The sequence below is a fragment of the Thermoactinomyces sp. CICC 10735 genome (genome assembly GCF_016055175.1).
GTDB lineage: Bacteria > Bacillota > Bacilli > Thermoactinomycetales > Thermoactinomycetaceae > Thermoactinomyces > Thermoactinomyces vulgaris.
Map to the genome: position 1 here is coordinate 185431 of NZ_JAECVT010000003.1, position 18578 is coordinate 204008.

General features: G+C 48.1%; 18 protein-coding genes. 7 read left to right on the top strand and 11 right to left on the bottom strand.

What is annotated here, in order from left to right; translation table 11 throughout:
• The first annotated feature begins 140 nt into the window (after positions 1–140).
• The 3 genes from I8U23_RS13580 to I8U23_RS07195 all read left to right on the top strand — a co-directional run bounded on the left by I8U23_RS13580 (position 141) and on the right by I8U23_RS07195 (position 1710).
• Positions 141–263: a hypothetical protein gene (locus I8U23_RS13580; RefSeq protein ID WP_255347143.1), complete on the top strand. Its 123-nt coding sequence runs from the start codon at positions 141–143 to the stop codon at positions 261–263.
• Positions 264–448: 185 nt separating this feature from the next.
• Positions 449–934 (top strand): DUF2243 domain-containing protein, encoded by a 486-nt coding sequence (locus tag I8U23_RS07190; protein ID WP_049720627.1) that lies wholly within the window; start codon positions 449–451, stop codon positions 932–934.
• Positions 931–1710 (top strand): cytochrome c oxidase assembly protein, encoded by a 780-nt coding sequence (locus tag I8U23_RS07195; protein ID WP_037993154.1) that lies wholly within the window; start codon positions 931–933, stop codon positions 1708–1710. The genes I8U23_RS07190 and I8U23_RS07195 overlap by 4 nt, the downstream gene beginning before the upstream one ends.
• Positions 1711–1776: 66 nt before the next feature.
• Here I8U23_RS07195 and I8U23_RS07200 read toward each other — a convergent pair whose 3' ends face one another.
• From I8U23_RS07200 to I8U23_RS07225, 6 genes are all read right to left on the bottom strand, one after another.
• Positions 1777–3282, bottom strand: a complete 1506-nt coding sequence (locus tag I8U23_RS07200) for a solute symporter family protein (protein WP_049720628.1) — start codon at positions 3280–3282, stop codon at positions 1777–1779.
• A complete protein-coding gene (locus I8U23_RS07205) occupies positions 3279–3593 on the bottom strand; it encodes a DUF485 domain-containing protein (protein ID WP_037993231.1) in 315 nt (104 codons plus the stop codon). Before I8U23_RS07205 ends, I8U23_RS07200 begins: the two co-directional genes overlap by 4 nt.
• Positions 3594–3805: 212 nt before the next feature.
• Positions 3806–4984, bottom strand: coding sequence for a cation:proton antiporter (locus I8U23_RS07210; protein ID WP_049720629.1), 1179 nt, complete (start codon positions 4982–4984; stop codon positions 3806–3808).
• A 259-nt stretch (positions 4985–5243) separates the two neighbouring features.
• The gene (locus I8U23_RS07215) at positions 5244–5936 is read right to left on the bottom strand and encodes a hypothetical protein (RefSeq protein WP_131470900.1); all 693 of its coding nucleotides are present in this window, start codon (positions 5934–5936) and stop codon (positions 5244–5246) included.
• 78 nt (positions 5937–6014) lie between these two features.
• Positions 6015–6779: a 4'-phosphopantetheinyl transferase family protein gene (locus tag I8U23_RS07220; RefSeq protein ID WP_198050875.1), complete on the bottom strand. Its 765-nt coding sequence runs from the start codon at positions 6777–6779 to the stop codon at positions 6015–6017.
• Between the two features lie 14 nt (positions 6780–6793).
• Complete coding sequence (locus I8U23_RS07225) at positions 6794–7534, bottom strand: thioesterase II family protein (RefSeq protein ID WP_198050876.1); 741 nt, start codon at positions 7532–7534, stop codon at positions 6794–6796.
• 156 nt (positions 7535–7690) lie between these two features.
• Here I8U23_RS07225 and I8U23_RS07230 point away from each other — a divergent pair, with 156 nt between their 5' ends.
• Positions 7691–7924 (top strand): hypothetical protein, encoded by a 234-nt coding sequence (locus I8U23_RS07230; protein ID WP_049720631.1) that lies wholly within the window; start codon positions 7691–7693, stop codon positions 7922–7924.
• A 234-nt stretch (positions 7925–8158) separates the two neighbouring features.
• Here I8U23_RS07230 and I8U23_RS07235 read toward each other — a convergent pair whose 3' ends face one another.
• The gene (locus tag I8U23_RS07235) at positions 8159–8626 is read right to left on the bottom strand and encodes a hypothetical protein (RefSeq protein ID WP_049720632.1); all 468 of its coding nucleotides are present in this window, start codon (positions 8624–8626) and stop codon (positions 8159–8161) included.
• Between the two features lie 189 nt (positions 8627–8815).
• Between I8U23_RS07235 and I8U23_RS07240 the strand changes: the two genes are divergently transcribed.
• The 3 genes from I8U23_RS07240 to I8U23_RS07250 all read left to right on the top strand — a co-directional run bounded on the left by I8U23_RS07240 (position 8816) and on the right by I8U23_RS07250 (position 11984).
• Positions 8816–9526, top strand: a complete 711-nt coding sequence (locus I8U23_RS07240; RefSeq protein WP_198050877.1) for a cysteine hydrolase family protein — start codon at positions 8816–8818, stop codon at positions 9524–9526.
• A gap of 212 nt (positions 9527–9738) precedes the next feature.
• A complete protein-coding gene (locus I8U23_RS07245; protein ID WP_198050878.1) occupies positions 9739–11109 on the top strand; it encodes an aspartate aminotransferase family protein in 1371 nt (456 codons plus the stop codon).
• Positions 11106–11984, top strand: a complete 879-nt coding sequence (locus I8U23_RS07250) for a MurR/RpiR family transcriptional regulator (RefSeq protein ID WP_037993167.1) — start codon at positions 11106–11108, stop codon at positions 11982–11984. Before I8U23_RS07245 ends, I8U23_RS07250 begins: the two co-directional genes overlap by 4 nt.
• An 85-nt stretch (positions 11985–12069) precedes the next feature.
• Here the strand turns inward: I8U23_RS07250 and I8U23_RS07255 are convergent, their stop codons facing one another.
• From I8U23_RS07255 to I8U23_RS07270, 4 genes are all read right to left on the bottom strand, one after another.
• Positions 12070–12339, bottom strand: a complete 270-nt coding sequence (locus I8U23_RS07255) for a WXG100 family type VII secretion target (RefSeq protein ID WP_049720635.1) — start codon at positions 12337–12339, stop codon at positions 12070–12072.
• A gap of 109 nt (positions 12340–12448) precedes the next feature.
• Positions 12449–16537, bottom strand: coding sequence for a type VII secretion protein EssC (essC, locus tag I8U23_RS07260; RefSeq protein ID WP_198050879.1), 4089 nt, complete (start codon positions 16535–16537; stop codon positions 12449–12451).
• 21 nt (positions 16538–16558) lie between these two features.
• Positions 16559–16912, bottom strand: a complete 354-nt coding sequence (locus I8U23_RS07265; RefSeq protein WP_231564555.1) for an EsaB/YukD family protein — start codon at positions 16910–16912, stop codon at positions 16559–16561.
• A gap of 382 nt (positions 16913–17294) precedes the next feature.
• Positions 17295–18560, bottom strand: a complete 1266-nt coding sequence (locus I8U23_RS07270; protein WP_037993235.1) for a PTS ascorbate transporter subunit IIC — start codon at positions 18558–18560, stop codon at positions 17295–17297.
• Positions 18561–18578 lie beyond the last annotated feature (18 nt).

The following is an 18578-nucleotide window of genomic DNA, read 5'->3' on the forward strand; positions in this document are numbered from 1 at the left end:
TCATTCCATGATCCAGTCCCCCAAATGTTTCAATTTTTTTCGGGGGACTTTATCTTTTTATATTTTAACCATCAAATATTCAGCATAATTTTATTATGATGAAATATTTCATTTAAAAGAGGAAAGTGGGGTGCGATCCGTTGTTTGAAATTGAAATCACCTCTCTCACGCTGACCGGACTGGGAATCGGGATTTTGGCAATCTCCTTGTTAACCCTTGCCATCAGGGTTTTGCTGATCTGTGTCAACAAAAATAAATCCTGAACGGCCCCCCTGAAAGCTGGTTAAACCGTCGATTTCCTCTCTCAGTTCCATAACCGGAAGATAAATGAAAATCAGAGATTACATTGTGGACAACCCTGATTATCCTTCAGACGTTTGCTTTGGATACACATGGGATAACCTAGAGGATAAATTGCGAAATTCCCGAAAGAAAAAGGAGCATCCGTATGGATACAAGTCGTCCGTTATCCCGTGAATCCATGGATTCGGTTTTTTGGAAGCGCAATTTCTGGTCCGGGTTGTTGTTTGGCATCGGATTGATTGCTTTTTTCGATGAAGCAGTCTTTCACCAACTTTTACACTGGCATCATTTTTATGACCGGGCCACCCGCAGCATCGGGCTTGTCTCCGACGGGCTGTTTCATGCCTTCAGCTGGTTTGCGACGGTCTGGTCATTGTTCTTGCTGGCCGATCTTCGCCGGCGCCATGCCTGGCGGAAAAAGAGATGGTGGGGAAGCGTTGTGCTGGGAGCCGGTCTGTTTCAATTGTACGACGGAATCATTCAGCACAAGTGGATGCGGATTCATCAGATTCGTTATGTGGAAAATGTGTTGATCTATGATCTGGTTTGGAATTTGCTTGCCGTGATCATGATCATCGCCGGCTTTCTGGTCATCCGCTCACAAAAGAAACGGAAGGAGCGGGAAGCGTGAATCCGGTTTATACCCTGCTGTTCATCCTTCCGTTCGGGACGGTTTTTTTTGTCTATCTGTATGGTGCCTTCGTCCATTCCCGCCGTCGGGGAAAGGCATGGCCGCGATCCCGTACCGTTTTTGGGATTGTGGGGGTTCTTATGGCCGTCGTTTCGGCGACCGGACCCTTGGCCCATCTTGCGCATGCCGATTTTCGGTTTCATATGGGAACCCATTTAATTCTGGGCATGCTGTCCCCGCTTTTGATCCACTCGGCCCGCCCGTTCACCCTCATTTTTCGCACCCTGAGCATCCAAAACGCCCGGAGGCTTGTCCGTTTTTTAAAAACCCGGTATATCCGGACCCTCCACCATCCCGTCACCGCTTCCCTCCTCAATATCGGCGGGATGTGGGTGTTATACACCACCCGCCTCTGGGAAATGATGCATCAACATGCGTTTTTTTATCTTTTGATCCACCTTCACATTTTTTTGGCCGGCTATGTATACACCGCCTCCCTCTTGCAGTTGGAACCTTCCCCTGACCGGTACCGTTTTTCGTTCCGGGCTGCTGTCCTGGTTCTCTCCCTTGCCGCGCACCAAATTTTGGCCAAATTCATCTATGCCCATCCGCCTGGCGAAGTTCCAACGGACCTGGCAGAAGCCGGAGGAATGCTGATGTACTACGGGGGCGACGTGATCGACTTGGTGATCATCATCGTCCTCTGCCGGAGGTGGTATCAAACCCTGCAACCACGAAAAAAGCTTCCCTCCTGTCAACCTGCTTTGAAATCCTGAATAAAATTCCCGCATTTTCTGCCCTCCAAAAAGCAAAGCCTGCTTTTTGAAGCAGGCTTCTTTCGTTTATTCGGAACCGATTCCGGTGTTGGACCGGACATAGAGCTCCGTAAATTTCTGTTCCGCCTCCGGTTCACGGGAAAACACCGTTCCCAACCAGGCACCGATAAAACCGAGCGGAACCGATACAATGGCAGGGTTCCCCAGAGGGAAAAGCGCATCTTCCGGATCCATCAGGTTCGGGCTGATCAAAACAAGGAAAATGGAGCTGAACAGTCCGGTTAAGATCCCGGTGACCGCACCCGTTGTATTAAAGCGCTTCCAAAACAAACTGAAGAGGATCACCGGCAAGTTGGCGCTGGCCGCCACGGCAAAGGCGAGAGAAACCAGAAAAGCGACATTTTGGTTCTTGGCAAGAATGGCCAGGATTATGGACACAATCCCGACTCCCACCGAAGCCCATTTGGCCACCTGCATTTGCTCTTTTTCCGTGGCTTTTCCCCCACGCAAAACATTGGAATAAAAATCATGGGCAAAGGCACCGGCTGCCGAGATCACAAGCCCGGCCATCACCGCCAGGATGGTTGCAAATGCCACGGCGGAAATAAAGGCGAGAAAGAAATTTCCTCCCAATGCTTCGGCAAGCAGAGGGGCAGCCATGTTTCCGGCTTGATCCGCGGCGATAATTTTTTCCTGGCCAACCAGAATGGCCGAACCAAAACCGAGGAACGTGGTCATGATATAAAACGCCCCGATGATAAACATGGCCCAGACGACGGAAGTCCGCGCTTCTTTGGCAGTCGGCACCGTATAAAAACGGATCAATATGTGGGGAAGGCCTGCCGTCCCGGCCAGAAGGGCCAGTCCCAACGAAATGTTGTCCAGCGGATTGGTGTACAACAGTCCCGGCTCGAGAAATCTTTGCCCGAGCTTGTCCGAAACTTGATTAAACATCTCCACCATGCTGAAATCAAACCGGGCAAGCACCAGGAAGCTGAGCAAAACCGTTCCCGCCATCAGCAAAACCGCCTTGATGATCTGCACCCAAGTGGTGGCCAGCATCCCGCCAAATGCCACGTACAAAATCATCAAAATCCCGATCATTACAATCGATACCTCAAAATCGATCCCGAGCAATAACTTGATGATCCCGCCTGCCCCGACCAGTTGGGCAATCATATAAAAGGTGGAGATCGCCAAAGTACTCAGCGCCGCAGCGGAACGGACCGGCTTTGCCCTCATGCGGTAGGCCAGCATGTCCGCCAGCGTATACCGGCCGGAGTTACGGAGGGGTTCAGCAACGATGATCAACACGACCAGATAAGCGACCAGCCAGCCGACGGAATAAAGAAAACCGTCAAATCCTCCCAAAGCAATCAACCCGGCTATTCCGAGGAAAGAGGCAGCACTCATGTAATCCCCGGCAATGGCAATCCCGTTTTGCCAGCCCTTGATTGACCGGCCCGCCGCATAAAAATCCGTGGTGGTCTGCGTCCTTTTGGCGGCCCAATAGGTGACCAAAAGCGTCAGCAACACAATCACCAAAAACAGCGAAAAAGCGGTTGTGTTCACGAAGCTTCCCTCCTCTGTTTCTCGATCAGACGCTGAATCAATTGATCGGTTTGGTTGGCATGACGAACATATAAAACCGCCAGGATCCAAGCCATAAAGAATTGGGAGATGGCAAACAAATAGGCACCATTGATGGATCCGATCAACGGAGTGTTGAGAAACTCAAAATAACCGGTGAAAAAAGGCAGGGCAAAATAATAGAGAGCGAAAAAGAACGTGGCTGAGATGATAAACCGGCGTTTCTTTTGCATCAGCTCGCGAAATTCCGGTGAGCGGGAAATTTCCTCCCAATCCGGATGCGTTGAGGCCATTCTGTCAACCTTCTTGTTTTCTGACAATGAATAAACCTCCTCCAAAGATGTTAATCTGATTATTAGATAAATAATATATATTCAAAAATATAACATATTAATTTATGAAAAAGTTAACTTTTTTGAAAATTATTTATTTAAAAATCATTTAATTCATCCCGCATAAAAAAGCCCCTTTGCTCCTTACCGGATCAAGGGGCCTGACATGGGTTTTATTTGGAAGCAATTGCTTCTTGTCGGGGTTTCTCTTTTTTGGAAGGATTCATTTTCTGGAAGGTGATTTTCAACAACGGTGGTGTGATAATAGTGGTCAAAATCACAACCAAAATCGTGGATGTATACCATTCGGCGGGCAACAGATGTTTACTTAATCCAAGGGAAGCAATGATCAAGGCCACTTCCCCACGCGAAATCATGCCAGAACCAATGCTGATGGATGAAGCGGTGTTAAATCCGGTCAAACGGGCTCCCAATCCGCAACCGATCCATTTGGAGAAAATGGCAAGAATGGAAAGAACAACAATCAATCCAATTTGACTGCCGAGTCCTTCGAAAGACACAGACAACCCAATACTTACAAAGAAAATCGGAACGAAAACGGAATAAGCAATCGGACTCAACTTTTCTTCGACCTCATGGCGCACTTTGGTTTGCGACAGAGAAAGACCGGCCGCAAAAGAGCCAATGATTCCGGCAACGCCCATTTCTTCCGCCATAAAGGCAAAGGCAAAGCAAATCATCAACGCAGAGCTGACCACAATTTCGGATGCGCGAATGCGGGTCATCCATTTCATGGCCCACGGAACCACTTTCCATCCCAACAAGATAATCAGGGCAAAAAACAAGATTTTTTGACCGATCACCAATCCGAGGCTGACATCCTGCAATCCGGAAAAACTCATCAAAAAGGCCAGCAACACCACCACAATGACATCATCGGCAATGGCCGCACCCAAAATGGTGACACTTTCTTTGGTTTGCAATTTGCCAAGATCCCGCAATGTCTGAACCGTGATGCTGACAGAAGTGGCCGAAAGCAATGCACCTAAAAACCAGGCAGTAAACGGTTCCATCCCGAACCAGATCCCAACCAGATAACCTCCGACCAATGGGAGAATCACTCCCCCCACAGCCACGGCAAGAGAAGAGGTGCGATTTCTGTTAAGCTCATGTATATCGGTCTCCAGACCAGCCAAGAACATTAACAAGAGAACACCGATTTCGCTCATTTGATGGATGATGTCGCTCTCTTCAATCCATCCCAGCACCGCCGGTCCCAAAATCACACCGACAATCAATTTTCCCAAAACAGCCGGCTGTCCGATCCGGGTGCTCAAATCGCCAGCCAACTTTGTTGCAACCAAAATTAGCAGTAATTGTGCAAAAAACATGGTTTCTCCTCCTCACCCCTCAAATTTTTTAAAAATTAGGTCAAAAAGAACAAAGGGAGCCTGCCAGTGACCGACTCCCCCTGAAAAACGTAATATGCTTTTTTTAAAAGGATAACATAAATACTTTATTTTATCAACAATTAAAATAAAAGCATTCATTGTGAAAACCATTCCATGGCTACCCTGCTTCCGACAATAAACACTACATGCCCAAAGGTCCGGATAACCCGGCCAGGCCGTGCCATTTCCGCCTAATGACTTAGAAGCGGTTTTTCCCTTTGTCTTGATCAAGCATAAGGTACAAAACGAGTCCGGCAATGGTCATGAAAAAGCCCAGCCATTCGGTTTTCACAAAAAACATCAAGGGATCCGGGTGAAACACCGGAAAGGAACCGGCAAGCAAAACCAAGCCGGAAAAAGCTAAAAAATCAGCAAACACTTCCCCCGTTCCCATCTTTCTCAATCCCTGCCTCCAGAGCCAGTACAAAATCATGCTGTGCAAAACCGCCACCGGCAAATGAATCCACTGAAGGCTCCAAGCCCCATCCCAAAAAACACGGATCCATTGATTCACCGCCAGCACGACCCCCATCAAAACACCGAACAGGTCCAAACATCCGCGGCGCATCTGTTTTTTTAACCGGAAAAAATAAATCCCCAAATAGGAAAGTGCAATCAACAATCCCAACCAATCCCCGTTCCCGGAAGGAGGCAAGTAAACAATGGTCCAGTGATATTTCAAAAACAATGAAGGTTCAAAGATCACCGCACTTAATTTCCAAACCAGCATTCCCATGGCAATCGCCTGGATGATAATATCCAAATCCCAAGCAGGCTCCAATTTCTTCTTGATCGCCAACCATCTTGACAATGCCATTCCCAAACCTCCGCCCACGAAAAAAACAAACCACTCCAAGCGAAGCAACATGGGCCCGATTTGAATGAACTCCATCATCATCCCTGCCAATCCAGCGATTTCTCCATGTCCGTGTCCGGGAAATTCTCTTCATGATAAAAAAGCCCGCAAAAATCAACGGGCACTCCTCCATATGTTTTGATTTTTCGTCCATGCTTGTATAATTTCTTCCCCTTGCCTGAGGAGGATTTCTTCAGCCCGTCCGATCACGGCCAAACAAGCAGCATATTGCGGATCCACCTGCAGCGGGTGACAACCGATTTGCCCGACCCGGTCTTCACGGCCTTCCCACCGGGTCAATCGCGGAGAACCATCCCGGTTTGTCACCGTCAAGCGGGGCATTGAAACCGCCAACCCTTCTCCGGTCGCTTTCAAGATTGCTTCTTTCCATGTCCAGTACCGGTAAAAGGCCTCTTTTCTTTCCTCCTGGGGCAATTTCTCCCATTCTTTCATTTCCTCCGCGGAAAGCACCCTTTTCACCATTTCATCTTCAACCAGATCAGGATTGATTTGTTCAATGTCAATGCCGACCGGAGTGTGACAGGCAATGGCGGTCAGCACCCATTTTCCTGAATGGGAAATGTTCACTTCGATGGGTCCTTCATCCATCACCCGCGGCTTGCCGTGCGGCTTTCCGCAAGCAGGGCAATTTCGGGAAATTTTTATCTTTCGGGGATCTTTCCCAGTAAACCGGGACAGCAACAAACGCAGCAAAGCAAAAGACAAAAGCGACCGTTTTTGATCTTCTTCCTTTTGGTATGAACGAAATCTTTTTAATTCCGTATGGTTTAACAGAGCGGCGAGTTCCGGGACCGCCGCTGATAGAGGCGTTTGATAAATCCAGACCCTGCCGGGGATTAATGAATCCTTCGTTTGCAACGACAACCGCTCCTTTATCCGTTTACTTTCTCTTTGATGACACGATTCAGTTCCCGGCTCAACGTCTTGAAAAAGTCATCTTTGTTTCCATGGATAAAAAAATGGTCTCCCGGGTAGATGTAATGGCGGAATGAACCGTTCGAATGACGCTCCCACTCAAGCAGCGCTTCTTCGGAAACATCCGGGTCCCGCTCGCCTCCAAAAGCAATGACCGGACATGAAAGCGGGGCTGCCGGTTCATAAGTATAGCGGCTGACCACCGAAAAATCAGCGCGCAAAATTGGAAGCACAATCTCCAATAACTCCGGATTTTGCCAGACTTCTTCCGGTGTCCCGTTTAATTGGCGAAGTTTGGCGATCAATGCTTCGTCATCAGACAAATCGCCGATGTCCAGATCCCGGCGCGGTAAATGCGGCGCGCGGCTGGCCGCAACATAAAGCGCAACCGGAGTTTCCCCCTCTTTCTGAAACCGGACGGCCAACTCATAAGCGAGCAACGAACCCATGCTATATCCAAAAAATGCAAAAGGGAGATCGAGTTGTCCCTTGATTTGTTGACTGACACCTTCCACCAAGCAAGCCATATTCTCACAAAGCGGTTCGGTCAACCGGCGTCCGCGGCCCGGCAATTCCACCGGACAAAAGTCGACTTCCGCCGGCAAATATGATTTCAAGTCGTGATAAATATTCGACGAACCTCCTGCATAAGGAAAAGCAAAAAGCCGGAGCTGTTTCAGTTGATATGGATTTTGCACGTGTGTCATCCTTTCCCGAAAAATCCTGCTGTGTTTCTAAAAAAAGATATTCTTCGTTAAAATGATGCATCCCTTTTTCTTCCTGCACAAAGGTACACGCCCTGTCTGTCTCTCCTTTTTTCCATATGATGATAAAGAAAAGAAAGGAGAGATTTCATGCCTGCCAAAAAACATTGGTTAAAGAAAAGCCGTTTGTACAAGGGGAAAGTCGTGCGGATCAAACTGATCAGCGGACACACCATCACCGGCGTGATCACAGGGGTAAGCAAGGGCGGCATCCACTTCAAACCACTCAGAAAAAACAAAGATTCACAACTGAAAGCTTCTTTTTTCTTCCCCTTTTTTATTCCGTTTGCCGCGATTTTGTTTATTAAACTCCTTATTTTTTAAAAAGAAACCACCCTCAGCCAAAAAAATCAAATGCAAGGACATAACAGATTGCATGCAACACCTGTGTTATGTCCTTTTTTGTTTCGGGAAGGCCTCTGTCCGTTCATAATTCAAATATTTATCATACAGAGTATCGTGTATGTAAAAAACGAGAGGACAATATTCCCTGAAACGGGACATACCATCCTCCCGGAAATCGGATTTGTTTATTTGAATATGCAACTTCTTTCAGGTTTAGCGGTAAGTCACCCCGTCATATTGAACATATCCGACCGGGTCATGGGTGAAATGAATAACGGCATCACAGCAGTTATGCGGCGTTTTATACGCTTCGTCCTCCGGAATGAATTCCCCTTTGATCACAATCGAAGCACCGACGCGAAGATTGGGGATTTCACCGCCGATTCCCGATTTATCAATGCGAATCGCGACAAACGCCCGGCTGGGAATGTCACTGGCATTTCCATTTTCAATATCCAACACATTGATATTATTCACCAGGATGTGTTGATGTTCATAGTCCGAATCATATCCGCGGATCTCCGCAATCTTTGCAGATACCGTAACAACGGTGTCCGCCGCTTCAGCTTCATACGTTGCGGAAGGATGGACCGCCAAATCCGGCGCGGAAAAAACCGGTTGGGACAAAGAAATGGAGAAAATGAAGACAAAAGCCATCACAACAGACCAATAACGTTTCATGATCATTCCTCCTTTTCGTATCAATAGGACAATATATAATATACCGAAAAAATGTTTCATTTTTGTCAAAATACATGAAAAAAATGATTTTTTTATCCGGGTGATTGCGCCAGGGGCCATCTGATGCGTCGCTTTTTTGCAGGCTGTTGCATACGTATAAATTAACATCCTAAGGCAAAGGGGATCTCTATGTATCCGAAGCATTCAACCACTTCCTCCACCCATGAAGGAAACCGGTTTACCGAAGTCCATCATGAAGTTCATCATGAAGTACACTATGAGAATCAGCCGTTTTTCAGGACGGGCAGGCCTCAGCCGGTGAGCAGGAACGGTTACAACCGGCAAACCGAAATGCCGGATCCGGAAAACAGTCTGGTGATATTTAACGACTATCTTGAACCTTTGGTTCCGCAAACCCGGGACAATCTGAAAACCTTGATCCAAGTGATCAACCTTTTCCATCTGCCCGTCATCATGACCTATGGCAGCTTGGGGTTATCGGATGCCTCCCTCATCCCCGAATGGAGAAAACTGCATTCCAAACCCGTCATCATTTCCCGCACCACCGTCAACCCCTGGGACGACTCCTGCTTTTCCGGCACCATCCGGCAAGCCGGAAGAAGAAACCTTTTCTGGGCCGGAGCCATTGCAGAGATCAGTTTAACCCTGCCGGCCTCCACTGCCGTCCAACACGGTTACACCTCTTACGCCCTGATGGACGTTTCCTGCTCTCACACCGCCGGCGGAATATGGATGGTCAGCCAGCAATTGCAATCTGCGGGAGTTTTGCTGACCAACGTATTGGAAACCGCCGCCCGGATGCAAAGAGACTGGCGGATGCCGGCCGGAAGACAACTGGAAGCCATTCTGCAGAAATATTTAAACCGACAAATTGAATAATGTGATCACTCCACATGTCGGAAAGACATGTTTTTTTGTGCAGAATCCAAAGGGAGCCGGAGTTTTCCGGATCAAAACGCCGTTTTCACAGGATTTCCCGCTTCTTTTCGTTCTTCTTCCGGTTTTACAAGTGCTCCATTGTGTGAAAAATGGAGTATATACTCTGTTTATTTATTTATATGGAGTAAATATTTCTGAGCGAGGTGCCCGTGATGTTCACTTCTTCCTTTGCAAAACAAACTTCCGGTTCCGCCCAAGCTTACCAAGAGGCTTGCCAATGGTTACCCGGGGGTGTGACCGCCAATATCAAATATTTTTCACCTTATCCGATCATGATGGAAAAAGCTGACGGGGCCTATTTATGGGATATAGACAAAAACCGTTATATTGACTACAACTTATGTTACGGAGCCCTTGTCTTGGGACACGGCCATCTGGCTGTCAACCGTGCGATCCAAACGGTGTTGAACGAATGGGGAACCACTTCGTTTGGAACACCTCACGCTTTGGAGCAACAAATGGCCGAACGCCTGGCAGGCCTGTATCCCGGAATCGAGAAAGTCCGCTATACCCATTCCGGGATGGAAGCGACCCTCTTGGCCATTCGGCTGGCAACCGCCTGGACCGGAAAAAAGAAAATCGTCAAGTTTGACGGGCATTATCATGGCAGTTTCGACCAGGTTTTGATCAATGTCAATCCCTCACCCCCGGTTTCCGGGGCCATGCCCGTCGCCACCTCCGATTCTTATGGATTGTCTGAAGACATCGTGGCAAACACGCTGGTTCTCCCTTTTAATGATTTGGACCGAACCGCCGAATTTCTCCGGAGGCATCACGCGGAGATCGGTGCCGTGATCCTGGAACCGGTTCAAGCCGGGTACATCCCGCCGGACCCGGAATTTTTAAAAGGACTCCGGGAAGTGACCCGGGAGCGGAACATGGTACTCATCTTTGATGAGATCAAAACCGGTTTCCGCATCAGCTTGGCGGGAGCGCAAGGCTATTACGGGGTCTCCCCCGATCTGACCACACTGGGCAAAGTGTTGGGCGGCGGTTTTCCGGTCGGTGTGGTCGGAGGACGAAAAGACATCCTGGATTTATGCTCCCCCACCCGCGGAACGGACATCTTATCCATGGAATCGGGCAATGCCGGCGAAAAACCTTTGTTTCACAGCGGGACGCACAATGGTCATCCCTTAACCCTTGCAGCAGGATGGGCCACGCTGCAACTCTTGGAAAAGAAGGATGTTTATTCATCTTTGGAAAAGAATACTATGCGCTTGCGGAACGGAATCGAGGAAATCTTGAACCGCCACGGTCTCGACGGCAAAACAGTGGGAGTGGGCAGCATCTTTAATCTGGTGTTTACGAATCGCCCCGTCCGACAGGTTTACGATGTATTGAACTCCAATCGTGACTTACGCAAAAAATTGGATTTTTTATTATTGGAACAGGGGATTTATATAAAACCGCTGAACCGCTTTTCCACCTCAGTGGCACACACTCCGGAAATCATTGATGAAACCCTGGAACAATTTGAAAAGGGGGTTTTGAAACTGATTAAACAGGAGATGATGGTTTGACAAAACAACCGGACATTTTTCAAAGAATTCGCCAGAAGAGCAGTCAGATGAGCAAAGCCCAGCGCCAAATCGCCCGCTATATCGAAAACAATCCGGATACCGCTGCATTTCTGACCACGGCCAAGTTGGCAGAACGGGCGGGAGTGGGGGAAGCCACGATTATCCGTTTTTCCACTTTCCTCGGCTATTCCGGATTCACCGACATGCAGCACAGTTTACAGGAACAACTGCGAAAACGGATCACCACGGTGGAGAGATTGGATCTGGCCGGTGACATTTACCCGGAAGAACAGCGGATTGCCTACGAAATTCTGAACGACGACATCGCCAATCTCAACCAAACGATTCAAATGCTGGATGCCAAAGACTTCAGCGAGGCGGCCAAACAAATTCATCATGCCGATACCATCACGGTGGTCGCTCTTCGCAGTTCCCACTCGTTGGGCTTTTTTCTCACCTTCTACTTGCAATTGTTAAAAAAGCATGCAGAGTTGATTACCGAATCGGACACCATGTTTGAGAAATTATCCACCCTGACGGAAAAAGACCTGGTGATTGGCATCAGTTTTCCCCGTTACACCTCGCGGACGATCCAAGCCATGCAATTCGTCAGAAAAAGAAACGTGCCGGTCTTGGCCATTACGGACGCACACAGCTCCCCATTGGCCGGCGTCTCGGATGTGTGCCTGGTGGCCGCGAGTAACCTGCCGTCGTTTTTGGACTCATTTGTTGCCCCGCTAAGCTTGATCAACGCGCTTTTGACGGCAGTCGCACGGATGAACAAAAACGAAATCACCCGACACCTGAAAAACATGGAATCCTTATGGGAGATGGAAGGCATCTATCACCAGCCGGATTCTCCCAAGAAAGAATAAAAACCTCCTGGAAATCAGGAGGTTTTTTTAATTGCATAAAAAAAGCAGATCCGTCTGGCGTCGGATCTGCTTGTCCCAAATCCCATTAAGCTTCGTCGGTTTGACGGAATTTGGTGGCGATTTGTTTCAATGCGGTTGAAATGTTTTCCAAGAGCAAGGTGAAGTTTTTCATGTTTTGTTCTGCTTCTTGGAAATCATTAAAGAAACGTTGTTTGGTCATACCTTCCCATTGACCTTCGAGGCTGTTGATTTGGCTTCTCAAGTGTTGGATGATTTGCTCACTTTCTTGGCGTTTTGCTTGGAATTGGTTAGCTACTTGCTCGACCTGAGCCGGATCAATTTGAATACGAGGCATTCCGTATAACTCCTTTCGTAAAAGCCAAAATATATACATTGAAATTATATACAAAAATTATTGTTATAGCAATATTCTTCCTTTTATATTTTATATGAAAAGTGTTTCATCATGCTTCATCAACACTTTCGGACGGTTTTTTTTCAACAGACGGCCAACGCTGTCTTATCCGTTCCGTCCAAGTAACCGGCGTCCAATCCCCTGAATAAGGAAGTGCTCCTTTCACTTTGGTGTAACGCCGTTTTGCGAAATACCCTTCACCGGCCCGCAAACTTTGCTGAATCGGCCCCATGGAGTAAGCCCTCGACTCCGATGTTGGAATCTTGAAGAACGACAAATCGTTCGGTTCCAGACTTGCAAACAAAAATCCGGTTTCCATGGCTTTTACTTCCGCCAGCCAGTTATCACTGCTGTACGGGAAGTTCGAAGGGGTTCCGGAGATGATCATGTAGAAGTTTTTGCTCCGCCCCTGCGTTGCAATTTGGTTCAGCTGATTTTGAAGATCAAAGTTATTCATCCGTTTGCTGAAGTAATCGGCATCGTCGATCACCAGCACAATCGCCGGGCCTTCCTCTTTCTTTTCATTGGCGGCAGCCAAAACGGCTTCAAACCCTTTCGGTTTCACGCGCTTGCTCAATTTCTCATCAATCTGCTTTAAAACTTCCTTCAGTTCTTCTTCGTCGGTGGCATATCCCTTCACATGCGGAAGTCCTGTCACCATGGCCAACCCTTGATCCCCAAGGCGGAAGTCCACTAAATAAAATTCGATTTCATCCGGTGAATAAAAATAGGAAAGGGACAACATCCATGTTTGCAAGAAAGACGTTTTGCCACCTTCCACCGGGCTTCCGACCACAAAGTAAGGACCGTCCTTCAAACTGACATAAAACGGGGTTAAATCATCCATGGAGATGGCGACCGGTGCTTCCAAATGATTCAAGGAAGTCTGGTTTTCTTCATGTTTGACAATCAGCTCTTGCAATTCCACCACTTCCGGCAGAGAACCGATTTCTTTCGGGCGTTTTCCGGTCCAAGCATCCGCGAGAAGCTGCGCTTTCTCCCGCAATGTCCGGGACCGCTCGATTTCATCCGCACCTTCGGACGGAAGTGCGCTCTGGAATTCCAACGGGGGCACCTGTCCTTTGACAAATCCGCGCCCTTCCGGCAAACTTACCGGCGGTGTCCTTAAACGGCCCACTGCGTAATAATAATCGCTCGGATCTGCCAGCTCAAAGGAAACCCCCAAGGAAAAGTTGTTTCTCACCCGGTCAAACATGTCACTTAATTGGTTCATGGTGACAATGAAGTGGATTCCGAAGCCCACGCCGGTACGGAGCAATTTCTCCAATTGATGATGTTCTTCCTCATACGTCGACTTGAAGCTGACATACCCATCCAGCACCACAATGATGGCCGGAATTTTTTCCGATGCCGACTTGCGGTAAGCCTGGAAGGTTTTTGCTCCGGACTCAACGATTTTATCCCGCCTGCGTTCCATTTCCTGCGTCAGGTAACGGAACAAGCGTTTCACCCGGTCCGGCTCGTCATCCTGAATAATTGCCCCCATATGCGGGAGATTTGCCAAATCACGGAACATGCGCCCAAAGTCCAGGACATACATATGCACATCATCCGGCGAATGTTCCAGAGCCAGTGACATCAGCAGATTTTGTACAAACGTGGTTTTACCGGTTCCCGGCATTCCGTATACCGGCAAATGGCCTTCGTTCAACGGAATGCGCAACGTATCCTGATTTTGGTTTTCCGGGTCGTCAAACAAACCGACTGCCGGTTCCAGCCAGTTTTCTGTCGGCTGCCAGGTTTCCCCGTCCCAACCGGGCGCGTTTTCCCCACGCAACTCTTCCAAAAAGAGCTGTTTGGGCAAAGGCGGGAGCCATGGGCCGCCAACCGGTTTGATCCCCATTTCTCTGGCTTGTTCGGCCAAATAATCCACCAGCACATCCAATTGTTTTTGGGTTCTTCCTTCTTTTTTCTTCTTCACGGACGATGTTCGTTTCGTCCGGTCCACTCTTCTTCCTGTCAAGAGCACTTCCTTGATGGATGCTTCTTGATTTTGCGAAGAGTCCGGGCGGTAAGGAGCCCCGCTCCATGCAAATTGAACCAACTCCAACAGTTCATTGCTACCCACTTGGAAATAACCGCGTCCCGGGTTGGTGATCCATGCAGCATCCGGGATTTTCAACATTTCACGGCTGTCTGCTTCATCTTGTACGCGCAAGCAGACTCGGAAACGGGCGTTACTCCAAATCTTGTCATCCACAACCCCTGCCGGTTTTTGCGTGGCCAAAATCAAGTGAACCCCCAAGGTTCTTCCTTTGGCCGCAATCGAGATCAATTCATTCATGAATTCGGGTTGCTCTTTTTTCAACTCCGCAAATTCGTCGATAATAATCACCAAATGCGGAAGCGGATTTTCTTCGGCATGGCCCGACCTGAAATATTCATCAATATGCTGAATGTTTCCTGCCTCTTTAAAAATCCGTTCACGCCTCATCAATTCCGCTTTTAACGAAATCTTGGCCCTTTCAATAAGATTTCCGTCCAAGTTGGTAATCACGCCGGCCAAATGCGGGAGGTTTTCAAAAATATTGGACATCCCGCCCCCTTTATAGTCAATCAACAAATAAGCGATATCATGCGGATGATATTTCAGCGCTTGTGCCGCGATCAAGGCTTGAATCACTTCACTTTTCCCCGAACCGGTCGTACCGGCGATCAGCCCGTGCGGACCGTGTCCTTGCCGCTCGATTTTATCGTGAATATTCAAGCGGACTTTCTTCCCGCCGGCGCTCATTCCCACCGCAACCGGCAACGTGTTGGGGAAACGGTTCCGCTCCCAGAGGCGCTTGACATCCATTTCCTCCATCTTCTCAACTTCCAACAAGTCGAACAAAGTCAGCAATTGCGGGATTTGATTGGAACGGTTGGCTTTCAAACGGACCGGAGCCAATGCCCGTGCGGACAAATCCGCAATTTCCAGCGAAACATGGTCCGGATAAAACTTGTATTCCCACTTGTCTTCTTCTTTTTCGACCTTGGTATAGTTCGTCTCTTTCAGGATGCCGCCTCCCTCATGCACTTCAAGCACCGCCTGACATTGCATGGGCAAAACTTCTTTGGAGTCGGCAAGCAACAAGGTACGCGCACCGACTAAATCCGGCTCTTTCAAAATCAAAGGCAGGATCGCTTCATCTTCCAACAAACCGGGGTCGGAAATGAGAAAAACATAATAAGGGAGTTCCATCCCCATCATTTCCCGGTTTTTGTTCCGTTTCCGGCGGCGCAAAACTTCATACAAGTGATCGACCAATTCCCGGGCTTCTTCATAATTGGATGCCAAGTACCGCACTCGGCGCTGGTCATCCCAAACATGGGGAAACCACCGGATCCAATCCCAGCGATCGGCTTCTTCCTCGTGATAAAAAGAAACGATTTTCACTTCATCCGGCGAATGGTGCGTCACGATTTGAATGATCAGATTGCGGAAGGTGCTTAAAATCGAATCCCGGTCTCCGACAACCCCCACCACTTGCCGTTTGTTCAACGGGAGCAACACCGGGACGTCTTCCAAGAGACCGTATTCTTTCTCCAGTTCTTTGGCCTCATCGATGAGCGGTTCCCGCTCATATTCATCCTGTTTCGGCGCCACGATCGTCAGCGTTGAAGGCACATCGCCATTTCCCAACCGCAAGGACAAAAAATCGCTGTCATGTGGCGAACGTTCCCACAAGGAACTGTCTCTCCGCTGCATTCTTCTCAGGCATTCATGCGGCGAGGGATTCCATTTCCGGAGCAGTTCCGCTTGCCGGTTTTCCTTTTGTTCCAGATCTTCTTGGTATTTTTTCAGGAGATTCCGGTATTTTCTCTCCCGTTCGATCAAGTCTTGTTTGTATTTCCTTTTGTTGGACAAATAAGTGAAAAACGGAATGATATACGAAAAAGCCATCATAACGGAAGAGATGATCGAAAACATATACCAACTGGAATTCCCCAATTTCCCCGATTTAATCATGTAAATATACAACCCGATGGTGGTACAGGTCATGAGAATGGGGAAGATCAATTGCACGTAAGAAAAAGTCGGCGCCGTCGGCTTTTGAGGCGGTTCGCTGATCTCAATGACTTCCCGGGGCATCTCTTCCTTGATCCTCGGTGATCTCTGAAAAATAATGCTCATCACTTTCTCTCCTTTACCGGTTTAACCATCGGTCTTCCAAGTTTCAAGAATCCCCTTGATCTCTTCTTTTTCAATCAAGCCCAGCTGTTCGGCCAGATCGTCATGTTTTTCTTCTTCCAACGGCTTTCTTTGAATCCGGAGATAAAACCCGTCCATGACTCCATAGTTTTGAAGCGTCTTTTTTTCATTCATTTTTTCCCAATTGCTGTTTTTGTTTTTGATCTCCAAGACAAACCGGTCCTGTATGTTTTGCAGATGTTCTTCAAGCGTTTCAACCATGATCGGAATCAACTCTCCGACTTGAACATCGGTGGGAAGTTCCAAATCCACCCAGTCCTTTTTTTCGTCGGAACCGTAAATCACGGTGACAATCACACTCAACCGCCGCTCCCTCCTTTCTTTTTAAGAAACCGAAAGGGGGGAATGAAATGATTCCCCCTCAAAAACCGATCGACTCATTTTTGCATCAATTTCCACATTTTCAAATACTTCACACTTTTTGACTCCATCATGAAATTATGTATACTTTCCTTCATCCAATCACAAGGAATGAACATCCTGCTATGACAATTTTTATTTTTTAAAGGAAAAATCTCCGGATTCCATTAATATAAATTTTAATCATTAAATGTATAATAATCAATACGGAAAACTCGTGTATATTTTGTGAATAAGCAATTTTCCCCACGTTGCTTCTTTTTTGCACAATAAAGGGATGCGGATCCAAAACGGCCCGCATCCCTTTAAAATATTTCCTTTATGAAAAGAAATCTGCCAGGAAACTCAAAATGAGTCCGACAACGCCAAAGTCGGCATCCCCAAAGGTCGTTTCCCGGAATCCCAAATCCCCCAACGCCGGCAACAACAGAGCCGGCAAAAAGCTGATGATGAGTCCGTTGGCAAACGCGCCCAAGATCGCCCCGCGGCGCCCGCCGGTCGCATTGCCAAACACCCCTGCGGTCGCCCCGGTAAAGAAATGGGGGACAAGTCCCGGAACAATCACCCGCAGGCCGAATAGCGGCAACACAAACATGCTGACCAATCCCGCAACAAAGCTGGATAAAAAGCCGATAATCACGGCATTGGGAGCAAACGGGAACACCGTCGGACAGTCCAACGCCGGCTTGGCATCCGGCACCAGTTTTTCCGCGAATCCTTTAAAAGCGGGGACAATTTCGCCGATCAACATCCGCACCCCGGCCAACACCACATACACACCGGCTGCAAAGGTAATGGCCTGAATCAGGGAATACACCAGATAGTTTTGTCCGTCGGAAAGCTGCGACTCAATATACCCCGATCCGGTAAAAAGCGCCACCACTATAAACAGGATCGCCATCGTCAGAGAAACGGCAACCGACGTATCCCTTAAAAATCCCAGCTGCTTCGGCACTTTGATCGATTCGGTCGATTTTGACTTATCCCCGGTCCATTTTCCAACGGCGCCTGCCACCAAATAGCCCACGGAACCAAAGTGACCCACGGCAAAATCGTCAGACCCCGTGATTTTACGGACATACGGGAACAAAATCGCCGGGGAAACCACCATCAAAATCCCCAGAATCACAGAACCGACAATCACCAACAGGGCCCCATTCAATCCGGCGGTGGACAAGATCACCGCAATCAGGCAAGCCATAAACAAGGTATGGTGTCCGGTGAGAAAGACAAATTTGAGCGGGGTAAACCGGGCCAAAATCAGGTTCACGACCATTCCGAAAACCATGATCAAAGCCGTTTGCGTCCCAAATGTGCTTTGAGCCACAGCCACAATGGCTTCATTGTTCGGAATGACCCCCGAAATGGAAAAGGCACGGTTGAACATTTGCCCGAACACATCCAGCGAACTGATGATGACATTGCCACCGGCAGTAATCAAAATAAAACCGAGTACCGTTTTCAACGTTCCCGAAATGACTTGCGAAACCTCTTTTTTCTGCAACAGCAAACCGATCAAGGCAAAAACACCCACAAGGATCGCAGGCGTTGCCAAAATATCGAGAAAAACATTTAAAAGTTCCATTTTCATCGCCAACTTCCT

What these genes read in the sequence shown, in the direction of transcription:
- I8U23_RS07190 (WP_049720627.1), top strand. Translation starts at nt 449, where the DNA reads ATGGATACAAGTCGTCCGTTATCCCGTGAATCCATGGATTCGGTTTTT.
- I8U23_RS07205 (WP_037993231.1), bottom strand. Translation starts at nt 3,593, where the DNA reads ATGGCCTCAACGCATCCGGATTGGGAGGAAATTTCCCGCTCACCGGAA.
- I8U23_RS07210 (WP_049720629.1), bottom strand. Translation starts at nt 4,984, where the DNA reads ATGTTTTTTGCACAATTACTGCTAATTTTGGTTGCAACAAAGTTGGCT.
- I8U23_RS07215 (WP_131470900.1), bottom strand. Translation starts at nt 5,936, where the DNA reads ATGGAGTTCATTCAAATCGGGCCCATGTTGCTTCGCTTGGAGTGGTTT.
- I8U23_RS07230 (WP_049720631.1), top strand. Translation starts at nt 7,691, where the DNA reads ATGCCTGCCAAAAAACATTGGTTAAAGAAAAGCCGTTTGTACAAGGGG.
- I8U23_RS07235 (WP_049720632.1), bottom strand. Translation starts at nt 8,626, where the DNA reads ATGAAACGTTATTGGTCTGTTGTGATGGCTTTTGTCTTCATTTTCTCC.
- I8U23_RS07240 (WP_198050877.1), top strand. Translation starts at nt 8,816, where the DNA reads ATGTATCCGAAGCATTCAACCACTTCCTCCACCCATGAAGGAAACCGG.
- I8U23_RS07245 (WP_198050878.1), top strand. Translation starts at nt 9,739, where the DNA reads ATGTTCACTTCTTCCTTTGCAAAACAAACTTCCGGTTCCGCCCAAGCT.
- I8U23_RS07255 (WP_049720635.1), bottom strand. Translation starts at nt 12,339, where the DNA reads ATGCCTCGTATTCAAATTGATCCGGCTCAGGTCGAGCAAGTAGCTAAC.
- essC (WP_198050879.1), bottom strand. Translation starts at nt 16,537, where the DNA reads ATGAGCATTATTTTTCAGAGATCACCGAGGATCAAGGAAGAGATGCCC.
- I8U23_RS07270 (WP_037993235.1), bottom strand. Translation starts at nt 18,560, where the DNA reads ATGGAACTTTTAAATGTTTTTCTCGATATTTTGGCAACGCCTGCGATC.